The organism is Rhodopirellula sp. UBA1907, assembly GCF_002337565.1.
Lineage (GTDB): Bacteria > Planctomycetota > Planctomycetia > Pirellulales > Pirellulaceae > Rhodopirellula > Rhodopirellula europaea.
Genome location: NZ_DDGH01000072.1, coordinates 39,051 through 54,584, shown reverse-complemented (window position 1 = coordinate 54,584; position 15,534 = coordinate 39,051). Strand labels below are relative to the sequence as shown.

The following is a 15,534-nucleotide window of genomic DNA, read 5'->3' as shown; positions in this document are numbered from 1 at the left end:
GTGGATCGCGAACACACTCGGCGGTCCAGCCGATGCGATCCAGTACGCTTGCGTGCTGGAAGCGACCGCACCGAAAGCGGGCAACGTTCATCCGGTCGCTAAGTTTGATGGTCTCTGCTTTGCAGATTTTGTTTCGGCCGCCGAAATCGCTGCTAGTGAGCTGACCGTGGCTTCATCGGGTTTGGGCGATCGAGTTTATTCGTTGATCGAACAAACACGACGCAAGACAAACACGAACGTCAATCTAGGAATCGCGTTGCTGTTGGGGCCGATCGTGTTGGCGGAAGAACAGCAGCGGACGGCAAGCTCTTCATGGACGTTGAATGATTGGCGTGACGCGACAGCAAACGTTCTGTTGAACATCGACAAAGAACAAAGTCATCGACTTGGCCAAGCGATCGCGAAAGCGTCGGCCGGTGGCATCGATGGGGACTATCAACCGGAAGACCCATCGCTGGATGTTCAATCGTTGACCGATTCGTTCGACGTGATGTCCGGGATGCGAGCGGCAAAGGATCGCGACTTGATCGCGGCTGAATACGCGAACGGTTTTGAGAGTTTCTTTGCTGATGTTGTGCCGATCGTGGAGGCGTCCGTCCGCGAAACGGGCGATCTGCTATCAGGCATTTCGCTGGCTCATTTGCGATTGCTGGCCGGTCGCGGTGACTCTTTGATCGCGCGGAAGAATGGCCGCGAAATCGAACAAGAAGTCCGCCAAAGAGCCAAGCGGTGCTTGGACGAGTTCGAACGCACGGGGGGACTCGGCACTGGGGAACTCAAATCGATCAGTGAGTTCGACGCGTATTTGCGGAGCGAAGCTCACCGTTTGAATCCTGGCACGACAGCGGACTTCATTGCCGCTGCCGTTTATGTCTGCTTGCGGATGCGCGGTTGATCTCCGACGTCATTCCTTCGCTTGCAGTTGCTGCTTCAAACGTTGGATTTCGCGTTGCAACTCTTCCACCGTCGGCGGCTTTGGTTCAGCCGGCAACGATTCCGGTTTTGACACGGGAGCTGGTTTTGCAGGCGGAAGACTTTCGACGCTCGGTGTGAGGGAATCGCTGGGCAACGCCAACGGATCGGCTTCGACCGATGGTTCCGCAGTCGGCTTGGGCGAAGGCAGGGATTCGGCGGGAGCTGGCAACGTGAATGTCGCCTTGGGTTCAGCGTTCGGCGGCGGAAGCTCTTCGCTGGCGGGTGCTTGTGCTGTCGAAGCGTTGCCACCGAGCATCTTGCCAAACATCGATCCCATACCGCCAAGGAAGCCGCTCGATGGTGCTTCGCCCGCGTCGGAGTCTTCCCCGTTGGTATCCGCTGCCGCGGGAGTTGCATTGGCGATGGCGGAACGCGTGGGCTCGCCGCCTGGGCCGCCCATTTCAATTTGCTTTTGAAGCATTGCGTCACCGCGAATCAAACCAAACTCGATTTCGTCACCGGGTTGAAGAACTGAGATCTCACGAAGCAAGTCGTCCGTTCCACGGATGAGACGACCAGATGCCGAGACGATCCGATCTCCTTCGGAGAGTCCCGAGACTTTGCCCGCGGTCCCATCAGGAACCGACACAATCATGACGCCACGTTGAGGTGTCGCATCGCGAACTTCGATGCCAAGTGAACCGCGCGAACGAGCGAGGGTGGGGCCCGCGTTGTTGGCTGGTGGCGGCAGACGGTTGGTCGCTGGTGCTGGGAGTTGCGGCGCCGGAAACTCGTTGTCTTGCGGACGATTCCTGTTTGCTTCGGAGTCGTCCAAAACACTTCGGCCGGTATCAGGAAGTGTGATCGGTGGTTTGGCTGAGATGCGTTCATTGGCGATCGCCGGAACATTTCCGCGGTACAAACGGCCGCCTCGAAACAATTGCATCGCGACGAAAGGTTCTTTTCCTGGTGTCGGCCGGATGTCGTCGAGAGCGGCAACGGCTTCATCGAGCGAACGTGTCCGCGAGTTGCCAATCGATACGATCAAGTCTCCCGGTCGAACACCAGCTTCATCGGCGCGAGAGTCAGATGAAAAGCCATCGACGCGGAGGCCTTGGTATCCGCCGACAACCGCCGGCGAGACTCGCATGCCGAACTCGATGTTCTCTGACGCGATCTCACCACCACGCCCCGTCACGGTGGATTGCCTGTTCGTCGCGGCTGGGGGACGCTGCGTCGCCGGGGCTCGGCGATCGGCGGACGAATTGGTTCTTGGGAACGGTGTGGCCAACGTTCGGTTTCGTCCCGAATTGGCGCGGTTGGTGGTGGCGGGATTCTGGTACGGTGGTTGTTGAAGCGGCGACGGCGGCGGGGTTTGAATGCGATTTCGCAAACGTTCCAGCAGACGTTGAGCCGACGCATCCGATGCGTCGATCGCATGAATGCACGAAACCATCGACAGGCAAACGGCCCAGCGAATCCAGTTCGAGCGTCGACGTGATCGAAGCATTTTTATCTCAATTTTAGGACTGAAGGTTCCTTCGACAATTTGCCTCCCGACGGGTGGGAGGGAACGCGGAAGGACGCGGTCAATCGATCATAGAGAGAATGATGGGGAACGCCAACCAATTCGGGTTTGACGAGCCTTCCAACGGCACCCAGGCGACCAATTCTGGCGATGCATCCGACCGGATACCGCTTTTTCGCCCATTTTCTCTGGCCGAGCTTCCCACGCTGCTGCCGCCGGCACTCGCTCAAATCCCGCCGGCTCGAGCGGTGATGGTGACGGACCAGATTCGGTCGGCAATTTCACGCCAAGTCACCGACGACCTGATTTTGCTGATCAGCGAGAGCTCCGACGCGATCGCGATTGTTCTGGGAACACCCAACAGCGATATGGCGACGGTGCTGCACGCCGGCCCAATCGTTGTCGCGGCGGACCAGCCCGCTCGCATGATCGACCGAGAAACCCAGAATTCACGATTGGCTGATGGGCTTGGCCGGACACTTGGTCAGATTTGCCAGCAGCGGGGAATCAAATTTCTGCAGTGGGCGACCGCTTGGCCGCAGGAAAATTCCGCTTCTGATGCGGATGATCCATCGCTCGCGGAAGGCGACTCCGCTCGGTCCAGCCACTTACCGGGCGTGTGGCCGGAGTGGATGGGATTTTCCAAGGTCGGTGACCTGGAGTATCTCGCTCTCGATTTGACTGACTCGTCTTCTTTTGACTTGTTGGATGCGCCGACCCAATTGCACGCCCGAACCGTCGACGCCGATGACGAAGAGCAAATGAAGGCGATTCGTGCTTTGGTTCAGCTGACATATCAGGGGTCGATGGATTGTCCCTCGCTAGAACAATTTCGGACCGCGGCGGAGATCATGGATGGCTACCAAGGCGTGCCCACCTACGCACCGGATCTGTGGTTCATGTTGTCCGAACGTCCGGGCGACGATCCCATTGGATGCTTGTTGATGGCACGTCACGGCGGCGATTCGGCATCGGTTTTGGAAGTCGTCTACATGGGCGTAGTTCCCGAGGCTCGCGGTCGTGGATTTTCGCGTGACATCCTTTCGTTGGCGCTTGAGTGCTGTCGTGAGGAGTCCGCTTCGCGAATGATTCTTGCCGTGGATCGAACCAATCGTCCGGCACGCGATGCATACCTGCGTTTGCCGATGCAAACTGTTCTGCGTGAGTCGGTTTGGGCGAGGAATACAACCAGCTGAGAACAGGAAACAAGTGTGCATCGATCTTGAATCCCCTCGCTGGAATGAGGTATCGACGTTCTGCAGAACGTGCCTTCTATTTCCGCTCCGTGCGCTGTCGTGATTCGCTATGACCGAAACCAGTATCTCACCATCCACCATTGCTTCTGAGATGAACTTGGGAGCCACCGATCCTTCCACTCCAAGTTTTGCGGATGCAACGTCGGACCTGGTCAGTCAAATGACCGAAGGCAACTTCGATGGTTTGACGGATTACGCCACCACACATCTCGCACCCGCACTTCTATCAGCGGGTTTGGGTTTGTTTGTCATCTTCATCGGATACTTGGTGGCCAAGTATTTGATGCGAGTCATCAGTCGGCCGGTTTGTCGACGCGTGGATGAAACGCTTGGCAAGTTCGTCGGCAAGATGGTTTTCTACTCGATCATGTTCGCCGTCGTTGGCGGTGTGCTGACGAAGCTGGGTGCACCTCTGGGCGGATTGGCCGCGATGTTGGCCGCGGCAGGCTTTGCCGTCGGTTTGGCGTTCCAAGGAACGCTCAGCAATTTTGCGTCCGGCGTTTTGATGTTGGTGTTTCGTCCGTTCAAAGTCGGTGACGTTGTCAACGCGGCTGGCGTGACAGGCAAGGTTGATGAAATCGATTTGTTCACGACGACGTTGGACACCCCTGACAACCGACGCATCATCGTTCCCAACAGCGCAATCGCGGGTGGAACAATTGAAAACATAAGTCACCATCAACATCGCCGTGTCGAAGTGCCCGTCGGTGTGGACTACTCCGCCGACCTGCAAACCACTCGAACTGCACTTCAAAACGCGGTCGATCAGTTGTCTGCCAATGTGATCCAAGGCGAAAATCGAGGCAGCGCTGTCGTGCTGGCTGGTTTGGGTGACAGTGCCGTGAATTGGAAAGTCCGCATGTGGGTTGCCAGCTCAGATTTTTGGCCGATGACCGAGGCTTTGACAGGCGAAATCAAAACGCAACTGGATGCGGCAGAAATCGGTATTCCGTTCCCTCAAATGGATGTGCACGTGCATCAATTTGCAGACGCAGCTGCAAATGCTGAAAAAGCCGGACGCACTCGGCCGACCCGACGGGGCGCCGATCGCATGGTTGGTTGAGGTTGATGCACCCTTTCGTGGAACGATGAACAAATGGCGAATCCATGATCAGAATCGCCGTCGGCTAGCCCGGCGGTGATGCTGTGAAGTATGCTGAGGCCACCGAGTCAGATCGGTGGCCTTTTTTCGTTAGATGCCGTTCCATCACACCATCAATCGGTACGACCATGTGGCACACCAGCCAAGGCGATCGCACGCTCGAAGGTGCCGAAGCGGAATTGATGCAGCGATTGATTGAGTCGTTGCTCGAAGATCTGCTGATGCAGTTCGATGAAGAATGGCAGCCCGATACGGATTGGTCCTGCGAGACCGGGATCGAACTGTTCGACAATCTGCACAGCGAACAACAGATTGCCTTGTTGCATGACGTTGCGCAGCACTTGTTGGAGCCCACGCCCGAGGGCATGCCGCTCAGCGCCATTGCCGAAGCCACCGTGGCAGCTCTGTTTTCGGAGCTGCACCATCACGTGGAGATGGAAATGGATTTGTCGTTGGACGTCGAAAACGTTTACTGGCGGCAATTGATCCGGGACGCGGCAATTGATTGTCTGGTCCGCGATGACTTGCTGGGCATGGAACGTAAAACGGGCGAAGTCATTCATGTCGACGAGGTGATGCCAACGGAATTCCGGATCCCAGATCTGCACTCGCTAGACACGGCGGCGTGGGATGAATTGATCGAGTCTCTGGCAGATCAAATTCTTTGGGACCGCGACTTCGAGATGGCGTCTTTGTTCTTGGACGAAGACCCACGCCAATCAGCGACACGCCGGGAAGTGATGGGTATCGACGCGAACTATTTTGTTCAGATCCCGCCTGATCCTCGTCCCAGCGAAATGCCCTCGTTGGTGTCGGCGACGCAAGCGTTGATTCGACGCAAACCTCGCTGAACAAGACCTCATCGAACATCTACTTCCGGCCAAAGACTCTGATCCGCTGATGCAACGCACCGCGATTCTATTGACCAATGACGATGGGATTGATGCACCCGGTTTGCTTGCAATGCATCAGGCGATTTCGGAATGGATTCGAATGTCCGACAACGAAGATCGCTATGACCTCACGGTGGTCGCACCCGATCGAGGACGCAGCGAGTGTGGGCACAGCGTGACGACCACCCGAGACTTGGCCGTCACCGAACTGCAATCCCGATGGTTCGCGGTCGACGGAACTCCGGTCGATTGTGTTCGTTCTGCCATGACGGTGCTGTGCCCCAATGCTTCGCTGGTGTTCTCAGGAATCAATGCGGGAGCCAACCTGGGTGTTGATTTGCTGGTGAGCGGAACATTTGCCGCCGCCCGCGAAGCGGCACTGCATGGTGTCCACAGCATGGCGGTTTCGCACTACCGACGTCCGGATGTGCCCAAGACTTGGGATCATACGGGGCGATGGCTCAGGCCCGTTTTGGACTCATTCTTTCGCGAAGTGACGTTGCCCGGCAATTCCGCCGGCGGATTGCCGACAAACGATTCCGAGCATCAACCGGGGCAATTGTGGAACGTCAATTTGCCAGCAATTGATCCGGACACGGATTTGCCGCCGATGTTCGATTGCGAAGTGGAGCGAAAACCAATGCAGCGAGCTGGGACGCTCAAAGATCCAGCGGAGGTTCCGGAGACGTCTCAATCTGCGACCGGTTCGGAAGCATTGCCTAGGCGAGTGGAACGTCAGCCGATCCAGATCCAATCGGATTTCCATGGACGGCCCAGGTCTTCGGGCACGGACGTTGAGCGATGTTTTTCGGGCAATCTGACGATCAGTCGGATCAGCCCCTATCCCGCTTGAGATACGAAGCGCGCTGGAGATGCGAATCGATTTTCGCAATTTGCGAAACGAAAGATCTCATGCGGCGGACGATTTCCAACCAGCCGCATGTCCACACTGGTCCCTGATTGCACACCTGATGTGTCGCACCGGCGCAACGTGAAGGCTTGGGACAGCCTCGGCACGTGAAGCATTTGCTTCAAAGATCCAACCAATTCGGTCTCAATCGACGTGGAAAAAGAGCCACGAGGCGAGACGGGAGGGAAGGATGGGGCTCAGTGTGAGAGAGCGGCAATCAACGTTCGGCTTGACCAGCGACAGCGATATCGTGGTCAAGCATGGCCGAGTTTGGAGCACCCGCTTTGTCTTTGCTGGCCCGATCCACGCTGTCACGTTGATCCAATTCGCCACGCACGATCGAAACTTCTCGAGGAGCTTCGATACCGATTGCGACACGATTGCCAGCGATTCGGTTGACCGTGATCACGATGTTGTCACCGATGACCAGCTTTTCGCCTTCTTTTCGACTAAGTACCAACATTTCTGAATCCTTTCCCTGCGGGATGCTTTTGCGTTTTGAAAATCGTTTCAAGCGTTGGTTTTCGAGTTCAACGTCTCAGACAAGAGAGGGCTGTTCTCGTTTCACTTTGCAACACGGGGGCGATGCCCTCGTGAGGAAACTTTAATGAGCAAGATCTGCGCCATAAGGTTCACCTAAACTTCCAAATCCTCTTAAATCATTCGCTTATGCTCAGAAAACACATTCTAAGCGGAAAATGGCTACATTCGCAAATCGATTTGATTTCAGACTTGGTTTGGATCGATGACAGTTTGTTCCAACCAGCTCGCGTTCAACTCATTTCAAAAAGAGAGGCCGTCTCACCCTGAGACAACTGTTTCTCTCGTCCACACAAGTAGTATCAGCTAGGAGCGTGACACGTTTGGTCACGCATCGAGATGAGCCCGGACTTTTGCGGTATCGGGCCCAGAAATCACGCCTTTTTCGGTGATCAACGCTGTCACCAATTCCGCCGGCGTCACATCGAATGCGGGATTCACGACCGCGACCCCCTCCGGAGTCTGGCGAGGTGAATCGGCCCCGCAAGGATACGAAACCTCGTCCGCATTGCGTTGCTCGATCGGAATCAGATCGCCCGATTCGAGTTCGGCATCAAACGTGTTCGTCGGCGCCGCGACGTAGAACGGAATGTTGTGGTATTTGGCCAGCACCGCCAGCGGGTAGGTTCCGATCTTGTTAGCGACGTCTCCATTGGCCGCGATTCGGTCGGCTCCCACGATGACGGCGTCGACTCGGCCTTGCCGCATCAAACTGCCGGACATGGAGTCCGTGCAGACGGTGACCGGAATCCCGGCTTGGTGAAGTTCCCAGGCCGTCAGACGGGCTCCCTGAAGCAGCGGCCGCGTTTCATCGGCAAACACCTCCAGCGTGTGGCCCGACTCGTGCAAGTGGTACATCGGTGCCAGGGCCGTTCCCCACATCGAAGTTGCCAGCGATCCGGCGTTGCAGTGGGTCATGACGCTTTTGCAATGAGCCAATAGCGTCGCGCCATTGCGGCCGATGGATCGACACATTTGCCGATCATCATCATGAATGCGAATGGCTTCGGTCACCAATTGCTCGCGAAGTTCGGCGACTTCCCCGGAGAATCCATCGACGATCGCTCGCATGCGATCGAGGGCCCAGAAGAGATTGACCGCCGTTGGTCGGCTGGTCGCCAGATGATCGATCGTTTGCCGATACTGAGCCTGCGCTTCAGGCAGGCTCGCGCTTGCGTCGGCATCAACCGGAGTCAGGGTGACCCCGTACGCGGCGGCGATGCCGATGGCGGGTGCACCGCGAACGACCAAACGTTGAATCGCATCGTGCGTTTGGTCGATGGTTGTGCAAACCAAACGCGTTAGCGTTCCAGGCAACTTGGTTTGATCCAGCAGATCCAGTTCTGCTGGCCGCCCATCGTGGGCGGCGTGATATCGAATCGTTTCAGCTTCGTTCACATCAGGGACCGTTGCGAGAGGTTTGGAAAATCAAACGTCAGCCGCACTGGGAACGACAAACCCGTCGCGATACTCGCGAGTTTCCATCGCTTTGGCTTCGTCGTTGTCGACAAAGCTTTCCGACTCGGGATCAAACTTCAGCACGGGGCCGAGCGACAGCTGCTCTTTTTCAGGATCAACGTTGTTGTCCCGAAGGTGCTGCAGCGTTCGATCGAGCGTGGCTTGATCGTCATCCAGAGACGAAATGTTCGCGAGTGACTCGGAGATCGTTTTGGGATCGACCCGGTTTTCTTGACCAACGTAGTACGAAATGTTGCCCAGGTGAGCGACCGCAGCCGACAGGTGACCGCAGCGCGCATCCGCATGAAGCGTGGAGGCGTCGCGAGACTGTACCGCATCGAGGAAGTTCGCAAAGTGGGCGTCACCGACGTTGGATGTCGTCTTGAATTCACGCACCAATTTGCGTTCTTTATCGAACACGGCACAACGGCTGTAGCTGGGACCTTGCACGAGATAGCCGTCTTCTCCGTAGAAGATGACGCCGATCTTGTTGCCTTTGCTGTAGCCGAACAGCTCGTTGATTTCTTGGTCGGCCGACTCGTCAACGCTGAGGCCGCGAGTTTCAAACACGATCGTTTTATCACCGTAATCGTAAATCGAAACTTGAGTGTTGGCGGTGTCGCCAGCATCGACGTAGTCGGGGTCTTTGCGTTCCGCTTTGTAACCCAAACGGCCGGCGTAGCTCAGCACCGCGTTGGGGTGCCGATCAAGACCCAATCCCCAACGTGCGACGTCGGTTTGGTGAGGACCTTGGTTGCCCGAGTCGCCATTGCCGTAGTGACGTTGCCAGTGCCAGTCATAATGGAATCGCTGACGCGTCAGCTTGGGATCGGTGTAGGTGGCCGGTCCGCTCCACTGATTGAAGTCGACGCCTGCGGGAATTTCATAGTCACCCAATGGGCCGATCGACTTGCGTCGTTTGTAGCACAGGCCGCGAGCAAGCTTGACTTCGCCGATTCCACCATCAGCGAGGAACTGCATGCCTTCGCGAATGCCGGAGCTGCTACGGCACTGGGTACCGGTTTGGAACATGCGGCCATACTTGGCTGCTGCGGCGACGAGGGCACGGCCTTCGTGAATGTTGTGGCTGATCGGTTTTTCGATGTAGACGTCTTTGCCCGCCTGCATCGCTTCGACACCCATCAACGCGTGCCAGTGATTGGGCGTGGCGCTGGTCAGAATCTGCACATCGTCCATGTCCAAGGCTTCGCGAAAGTCCTTGACGACTTTGGGGCGAAGTCCTTGCAGGTCAGCGACCTTGTCAGCGCGGCTGTTGCCAACTTTTTCATCGATGTCGACCAACACTCGGATTTCGGTGCGGGGGTCTTTGTCGAATCCGCGAATGTGTTCTCCGCCGCGGCTGTTGACGCCACAAATTGCCACGCCAAGTTTTTCGTTGGGCGAGGTGGCTTGGGCGGAAGCGGATCGGCTGGTGTGAACACCAATGGCCGCCCCGACCGCGATTCCGGTCGCGGTGAACTGACGACGACTGATTCGCGAGTCACGGGTGGAGGAGGCTGGGGCAGATTTCATGGCGGGCCTATGGAAAGGAGAGGAAGGTGGGACAACGGGGAAGCATGCACATTATGCACGCTTCGTGCGGCGTATTCATCCACCTTGTGCCGTCAAAGTTCCAAGACTCGCAATTTTACGCTCCGGCTAAGGAATCTCGTCGATCAGGCCGATTCGGAGGCGAAGCCCGGATTTCCTCAAGTGTTGCTGGCCCGCGATCCATCACTTCAACTGCAGGAACTGGTTGAGTCCTTCGAGGTCGTCCGTGTTGATCAGGTCGACTCCGGCTTCGTGCAGGACCTCCCAGGCGGCTTCGTCGTCAGGCGTTGCCCAGAACCGAATCCGGCGATTTTTCTGGTGGGCTAGTTTTAGGATCTGGCTCAGCTTTTCTCGGTCGGCCGCGGGCAATTCCCCTTTGCCTCGCCACTGGAAATTGCGGCCCCAGTGATCGCTGATCAACGGCATCAGGTCGGCTGAGTAGTCGCTCTCCAAATCGCTGAGTCGCCCGTCCACGCCAACAAACCGTGGCAAGTCGGACTGGACCAATTCAATGGGACGGTTGCCGCTGATGATGGCCGTGACCCCGCGACGATGCACGCCGTCGGAATCGACGTGCGTGAACACGTCGTCGTACTTCGAAAGCAGTTGATTGAGTGCCCGGTAGGTGGACTCTCCTTCGGATTTCAGGTCGATCAACAGCGTGACGGGTTGGCCATCGCCTTCGACGCTTTGGAAAGGTTCCGAGGAATCATTCGCGTGGGATTGCATCCGCTGACGCAGCGGATCGAGGTACAACGCTTTCAACGTTCGATCGGCGGAAAGCTCTGCGGTGGAGTGTGCGACCCAGAGGTCACCATCGACCAAAAAGATATCTGCTTCGATGCTGCGGAATCCGTTGTCGAGGGCGTCCAGCAGCGGACGCTCATGCAAGTAGTCGTTGTGCGCGTGAGCTTTGGGATGCGACGGACGAACCGTTGAGTTCGACGCGGACGTTTGGGCCGAGCACATGGTGGTGGCAAGGCTGACGAAGCAGACCGCGATGCAGAATGGAACAGCAGCGGAGACGCTTGTTCGGCGTCGCAATGGCGATCGAATGTTCACGTGGGGCTCGTGATGAATGCATGGATCTGGAATGTAAGTTCAGACCCAGGATTCTAGCTGCTTTGCGAGCCAACGTTGTGAGCCAGCGTTGGTAGTGCCATTCTTCGTGAAGGCTTCGTGGCAATGTATCCATTCATTGGAATGAGAATCACAGCTTGGAAGCTTATGCCACTACAGCTGGTTCGGGACGCGGCGGCACACCGCGGGCGGAGTCGTCGATGAAGCCCGTGTCCATCCCCAAGTCTTGCAGCAACAATCGCGAACTGATGCGACTGGATTCATAGATCACCGGGAGTCCACTGCCCGGATGAGTTCCGCCGCCGACCAGATAAACGCCATCGAGTTCTTCGAATCGATTGCGCGGTCGCATGTGAAGCATTTGACCTAGATTGTGTGCCAGGTTGAACGTTGCACCCTTGTAGATCGAGTAGTCGCTTTGCCAATCGTCAGGAGTGATTTGGTGTTCCACTCGAATTCGATCACGCACATCGGTCAGGCCGAGTTCACCAAGTTTGTCGAGAGTCAATTCGCGAAAACCGGCGGCTTCTTTTGACCAGTCGACGTTTTTGGTGTCATGCGTGACGGGGACCAACACATACAGCGAACTGTGTCCGGCGGGAGCCAAGGTTGGATCAGTCACGCCCGCGTTCTGGACATACACCGACGGATCTTGGCTGAGGACGTGATCCGTTTCAATTTCACGCAGGTTGCGATTGTAGTCGTTACTGATGTGGATGCTGTGGTGCGGCAGGTCTTCGTACAGACCTTCGATGCCCAAGTACAACATATAAGTGCTGCAGGAGAACTTCTTCTGCGCGATCTGTTCGTCCGACCAACGTTTGCGAGATGCGTTGGGAACAGTCTTTGTCATCCAGTCCGCGAAGTCGGCGTTGACGACAAAAGCATCCGCGTCGTAGCGATCGTTTTCGGTATGCAACGCACGAACTCGTCGGCCTTCCATTTCGATTGAATCGACTGATTCGTTCAGCCGGATCTTCACGCCCATCTCTTCGGCGAGTTCGGCCATCTTCTCGCTGACGCGACTGCAGCCGCCGATGGGATGGAAGACGCCATACTCGTATTCGAGAAACGACAGGATGCTGAACAAACTCGGGCAGTTGAATGGCGACATCCCGAGATACTTGGATTGGAACGCGAACGCGATCACGAGCCGTGGGTCGCTGAAATAACGCTCGAGTTCTTTGCCCAGTGTTCGAAATGGATGCAGGTGCTTGGCAGCGCCCAGCAAGGACGGCTTCATCACGTCCATCGCGGAATGAAACGGTGACTCCAAGATCGGGCGAAACTTTTCCAGCTTGATCCGGTTGTCGTCCATGTACCGCTTCAGTTGCCCGACGTCTTGCGGGGAGAACTGAGCGATCTGGCGATCCATCTCGTCCATGTCGGGAGTGCAATCCAGTTGACCGCCGCCACCGAATGTCAGCCGATACTGCGGATCCAAACGCTCCATCGGGACCTCTTCCATCAAGTCGTGACCGGTCGAGTGAAAGATCTCGTCGAGCACGCGTGGATAGAGGAAAAACGTGGGGCCGCAGTCGAAACGGAAACCATCGATTTCGATCGCGGACGTCCGGCCGCCGACCTGGCCGCGGCGTTCCAGGATGGTCACATCGCAGCCGCCCGCGGCGAGCTGCATCGCCGAGGCCAGTCCACCAGGTCCGGCCCCAACGATGACGACTTTCTTTTGGGACATGACAACCTTACTGACCGAACGAAGAACACAAACCGATCGCCGCTTCGCAAAGCAAGCATCCAACGCTCGCTGCGAGCAACTGCCTTATCTTACGCGTGCGGCCAGTGTTAGAGATACTGCTGGTAGGCCGCGACTGCTAATTGGTCGCACAGTTCGTTTTCGGTGTGTCCGGCGTGACCTTTGACGTGGTGGTAGGTCACCCGGTGATCTTGCATTTGCCGATCGAGTTCTTGCCACAGTTCGACGTTCTTGACCGGCACCAACTTGGAGCCGTCTTTGCGTTTCCAACCGCGACTCTTCCAACCCGCCATCCAGCTCGACATCCCCTGCCCGACGTATTTGCTGTCGGAGTACAGGTCGACGGCGCAAGGTTCTTTGAGAGCCTCGAGCCCACGGATGACCGCCATCAATTCCATCTGATTGTTGGTCGTGTGAGGTTGACCGCCTGATCGTTGGATCTCTTTCAGCGTTCGCGGGCAACGCAACACAAACGCCCAACCGCCCGGGCCCGGGTTCCCGCTGCAGGCACCATCGGTGTACAGCTCCACGGGTTTGAAAGCAGTTTTGGTTGCGGAATCGGTCATCTTGGTTCAGTCCGTTGAGTGGAGGTGCGTCCGTGTTGCATGATTCGAAATACAGGATTTGAGTCGCGGAATGGTCGTCGCGATGGTCTGGCTTCAACCAGATTCATCCGGTGTTGCGACCGATCTGAAGGCCATCCGGTGCAAAGATGCTGCGACCGCCATCGACCGGCAAACAGACTCCGGTGACGAATGTGTTTTCGCAGAAGAAGCCGACAGCGTGAGCGACATCTTCGGGCGTTCCAACCCGCCGAGCCAAGGTGCTGTCTGCCAGCTCGTTGACTGTCTCCTGTGAGACATCATCGGACAGCAATACCGGTCCTGGTTGAACGCAGTTGACTCGAATGCGAGCGTTGTTGGCACCCAGTTCTACTGCCAACGACCGGGTCATGACCTCGATCGCGCCTTTGCTGGGGAAGTAAGCGGCATGTTCGGCATACGGTCGAACGGTGGCCCAGTCACCGAGGTTGATGATGCAGCCGCCGGTCGATTGAGCGACCATGTGTCGACCGGCAGCTCGGGCGCACAGCAGCGACGCGACGGAGTTGATTTGGAAGTACCGTCGGATCTCTTCACCGGTGATGTTCTCAAATCGTGTTGGCGTCCAGATCGCCGCACTGTTGACCAGGATGTCGAGCCGGCCAAAGTGCTGATGCGTTTGATCGATGATCGCGTCGCAGGTTGCATCTTCTTCGAGCGATCCTTGGACGACGATCGCTTCGCGGCCGAAACGTTGCTGCCACTGCGAGGCGGCTTGCTGGGCTTCGTCGATGCTGGTGTTGGCGTGCAAAGCGACGTGGCAACCACGCCGCGAAAGCTCTTCCGCGATGACACGGCCGACTCGCGGCGAACCACTGCCCGTGACGATGGCAACCGGATCATCGGTGTCAAAGACGTCTTGCAATCGTGAACGACGATTGGTGGTTTCCACCTCAGACGCTCATCTCTTCGCACGAACCGGTGACATCGAAACCGAGGTCGCGAATCATGTCGTAATCCGCTTGCGGTGCTTGGCCTTGCGTCGTCAGGTAGTCTCCGACGAACACACTGTTGGCAACGTACAGCCCCATCGGTTGCAACTGACGAAGGTGTAGTTCACGACCGCCGGCGATTCGCAGTTCACGATCGGGGTTCACGAACCGGAACATGGCGAGTGCTTTGAGTGCGTCTTGAGGAGTCAGCGCGGCGGTGCCTTCCAAAGGCGTGCCGTCGATCGCGTTGAGAATGTTGACGGGAATCGATTGCACACCAAGCTCGTTCAGATCGAACGCCATCGACACGATGTCGGATTTGGATTCGCCCATCCCGATGATGCCGCCGCTGCACATCTCCATGCCCGCGTCGCGAACGTGACGCAGCGTTTGAACGCGGTCTTCGTATGTATGGGTCGTGCAAATTTTTTCGTAGTGCGTTTCGCTGCTGTTCAGGTTGTGATTGACTCGGTCGACACCACAAGCCTTTAGCCGTGCCGCTTGAGATTCATCGAGCAGGCCCAAGCAGGCACAGATGTCTAAGTTGTATTTCTGTTTGATCTCCGGAACGATCTCCTCGACCGCTTTCATTTCCCGCTCATTCGGTCCGCGAGCCGAGATCACCAAGCAGTAGGTCTTCGCACCTCGTTCTGCCGCGACCTTGGCGGCGTCCATCAACGCATCGCGTTTGAGAATGTTGTACTTGGGAACGGGAGCATCGGAGACCTTGGATTGGCTGCAGTAGTGACAATCCTCGGGGCACAAACCGCTCTTGGCGTTCATCAAAAAGTACAGCTGGACGGTGTTGCCAAAGTACTGATGACGAATTCGGTAACCGGCCGAGATGATCGCGGGCACGTCCAGGTCGGACGCTTCCAACATCGCCAGAGCTTGCTCACGGGTGATCGGCGTGCCGTCGAGGACTTGTTGAGCCAACGCGTCGTAGTATCCCGGAGGCGAAAACACACCGACGGACGATGACGTGTCGGCAGTGTCCGGGGCAGCAACAGAATCGGCAGCACTGGAATCAGCAACGCTCATGGAACCAGGGGG

The 15,534-nt window shown here is 56.9% G+C and carries 14 protein-coding genes; 5 read left to right on the top strand and 9 right to left on the bottom strand.

Annotation, left to right across the window (positions count from 1 at the left end; translation table 11 throughout):
* Window positions 1-895, top strand: an 895-nt coding sequence (locus B2R17_RS15560) for a triphosphoribosyl-dephospho-CoA synthase (protein WP_286764703.1), incomplete at its 5' end; no start/stop codon positions are given.
* 9 nt (window positions 896-904) lie between these two features.
* Here the strand turns inward: B2R17_RS15560 and B2R17_RS15555 are convergent.
* Complete coding sequence (locus tag B2R17_RS15555; RefSeq protein WP_286764702.1) at window positions 905-2,425, bottom strand: PDZ domain-containing protein; 1,521 nt, start codon at window positions 2,423-2,425, stop codon at window positions 905-907.
* 98 nt (window positions 2,426-2,523) lie between these two features.
* On the opposite strand from B2R17_RS15555, the gene B2R17_RS15550 reads away from it, so the two are divergent.
* The 4 genes from B2R17_RS15550 to surE all read left to right on the top strand — a co-directional run bounded on the left by B2R17_RS15550 (window position 2,524) and on the right by surE (window position 6,547).
* Window positions 2,524-3,639, top strand: coding sequence for a GNAT family N-acetyltransferase (locus B2R17_RS15550; RefSeq protein WP_286764701.1), 1,116 nt, complete (start codon window positions 2,524-2,526; stop codon window positions 3,637-3,639).
* A gap of 109 nt (window positions 3,640-3,748) precedes the next feature.
* Window positions 3,749-4,762, top strand: a complete 1,014-nt coding sequence (locus tag B2R17_RS15545; RefSeq protein ID WP_286764700.1) for a mechanosensitive ion channel family protein — start codon at window positions 3,749-3,751, stop codon at window positions 4,760-4,762.
* 167 nt (window positions 4,763-4,929) lie between these two features.
* On the top strand, window positions 4,930-5,652 hold the full coding sequence (locus tag B2R17_RS15540) for a hypothetical protein (RefSeq protein ID WP_008658831.1): 723 nt from the start codon (window positions 4,930-4,932) through the stop codon (window positions 5,650-5,652).
* Window positions 5,653-5,701: 49 nt separating this feature from the next.
* Window positions 5,702-6,547 carry a 5'/3'-nucleotidase SurE gene (gene surE / locus B2R17_RS15535; protein WP_286764699.1) on the top strand — a complete coding sequence of 282 codons (846 nt, stop codon included), beginning with the start codon at window positions 5,702-5,704 and terminating at the stop codon, window positions 6,545-6,547.
* A 274-nt stretch (window positions 6,548-6,821) separates the two neighbouring features.
* On the opposite strand, the gene B2R17_RS15530 is transcribed toward surE, so the two are convergent.
* The 8 genes from B2R17_RS15530 to bioB form a co-directional block, all read right to left on the bottom strand.
* Window positions 6,822-7,067, bottom strand: coding sequence for a carbon storage regulator (locus tag B2R17_RS15530; RefSeq protein ID WP_037250489.1), 246 nt, complete (start codon window positions 7,065-7,067; stop codon window positions 6,822-6,824).
* 404 nt (window positions 7,068-7,471) lie between these two features.
* Window positions 7,472-8,542, bottom strand: coding sequence for an S-methyl-5-thioribose-1-phosphate isomerase (gene mtnA, locus B2R17_RS15525; RefSeq protein WP_286764698.1), 1,071 nt, complete (start codon window positions 8,540-8,542; stop codon window positions 7,472-7,474).
* A 30-nt stretch (window positions 8,543-8,572) separates the two neighbouring features.
* Window positions 8,573-10,135, bottom strand: a complete 1,563-nt coding sequence (locus B2R17_RS15520) for a Gfo/Idh/MocA family protein (protein WP_008658825.1) — start codon at window positions 10,133-10,135, stop codon at window positions 8,573-8,575.
* Between the two features lie 201 nt (window positions 10,136-10,336).
* Window positions 10,337-11,215: a phosphatidylinositol-specific phospholipase C/glycerophosphodiester phosphodiesterase family protein gene (locus B2R17_RS15515; RefSeq protein ID WP_286764697.1), complete on the bottom strand. Its 879-nt coding sequence runs from the start codon at window positions 11,213-11,215 to the stop codon at window positions 10,337-10,339.
* 163 nt (window positions 11,216-11,378) lie between these two features.
* Window positions 11,379-12,929, bottom strand: coding sequence for a phytoene desaturase (locus B2R17_RS15510; protein ID WP_286764696.1), 1,551 nt, complete (start codon window positions 12,927-12,929; stop codon window positions 11,379-11,381).
* 107 nt (window positions 12,930-13,036) lie between these two features.
* A complete protein-coding gene (gene rnhA, locus B2R17_RS15505) occupies window positions 13,037-13,513 on the bottom strand; it encodes a ribonuclease HI (protein WP_008665313.1) in 477 nt (158 codons plus the stop codon).
* Window positions 13,514-13,616: 103 nt separating this feature from the next.
* Window positions 13,617-14,441, bottom strand: a complete 825-nt coding sequence (locus B2R17_RS15500) for an SDR family NAD(P)-dependent oxidoreductase (RefSeq protein ID WP_286764695.1) — start codon at window positions 14,439-14,441, stop codon at window positions 13,617-13,619.
* 1 nt (window position 14,442) lies between these two features.
* Window positions 14,443-15,522 carry a biotin synthase BioB gene (gene bioB / locus B2R17_RS15495; protein WP_008658819.1) on the bottom strand — a complete coding sequence of 360 codons (1,080 nt, stop codon included), beginning with the start codon at window positions 15,520-15,522 and terminating at the stop codon, window positions 14,443-14,445.
* Window positions 15,523-15,534 lie beyond the last annotated feature (12 nt).

What these genes read in the sequence shown, in the direction of transcription:
- B2R17_RS15555 (WP_286764702.1), bottom strand. Translation starts at nt 2,425, where the DNA reads ATGCTTCGATCACGTCGACGCTCGAACTGGATTCGCTGGGCCGTTTGC.
- B2R17_RS15550 (WP_286764701.1), top strand. Translation starts at nt 2,524, where the DNA reads ATGATGGGGAACGCCAACCAATTCGGGTTTGACGAGCCTTCCAACGGC.
- B2R17_RS15545 (WP_286764700.1), top strand. Translation starts at nt 3,749, where the DNA reads ATGACCGAAACCAGTATCTCACCATCCACCATTGCTTCTGAGATGAAC.
- B2R17_RS15540 (WP_008658831.1), top strand. Translation starts at nt 4,930, where the DNA reads ATGTGGCACACCAGCCAAGGCGATCGCACGCTCGAAGGTGCCGAAGCG.
- surE (WP_286764699.1), top strand. Translation starts at nt 5,702, where the DNA reads ATGCAACGCACCGCGATTCTATTGACCAATGACGATGGGATTGATGCA.
- B2R17_RS15530 (WP_037250489.1), bottom strand. Translation starts at nt 7,067, where the DNA reads ATGTTGGTACTTAGTCGAAAAGAAGGCGAAAAGCTGGTCATCGGTGAC.
- B2R17_RS15520 (WP_008658825.1), bottom strand. Translation starts at nt 10,135, where the DNA reads ATGAAATCTGCCCCAGCCTCCTCCACCCGTGACTCGCGAATCAGTCGT.
- B2R17_RS15510 (WP_286764696.1), bottom strand. Translation starts at nt 12,929, where the DNA reads ATGTCCCAAAAGAAAGTCGTCATCGTTGGGGCCGGACCTGGTGGACTG.
- rnhA (WP_008665313.1), bottom strand. Translation starts at nt 13,513, where the DNA reads ATGACCGATTCCGCAACCAAAACTGCTTTCAAACCCGTGGAGCTGTAC.
- bioB (WP_008658819.1), bottom strand. Translation starts at nt 15,522, where the DNA reads ATGAGCGTTGCTGATTCCAGTGCTGCCGATTCTGTTGCTGCCCCGGAC.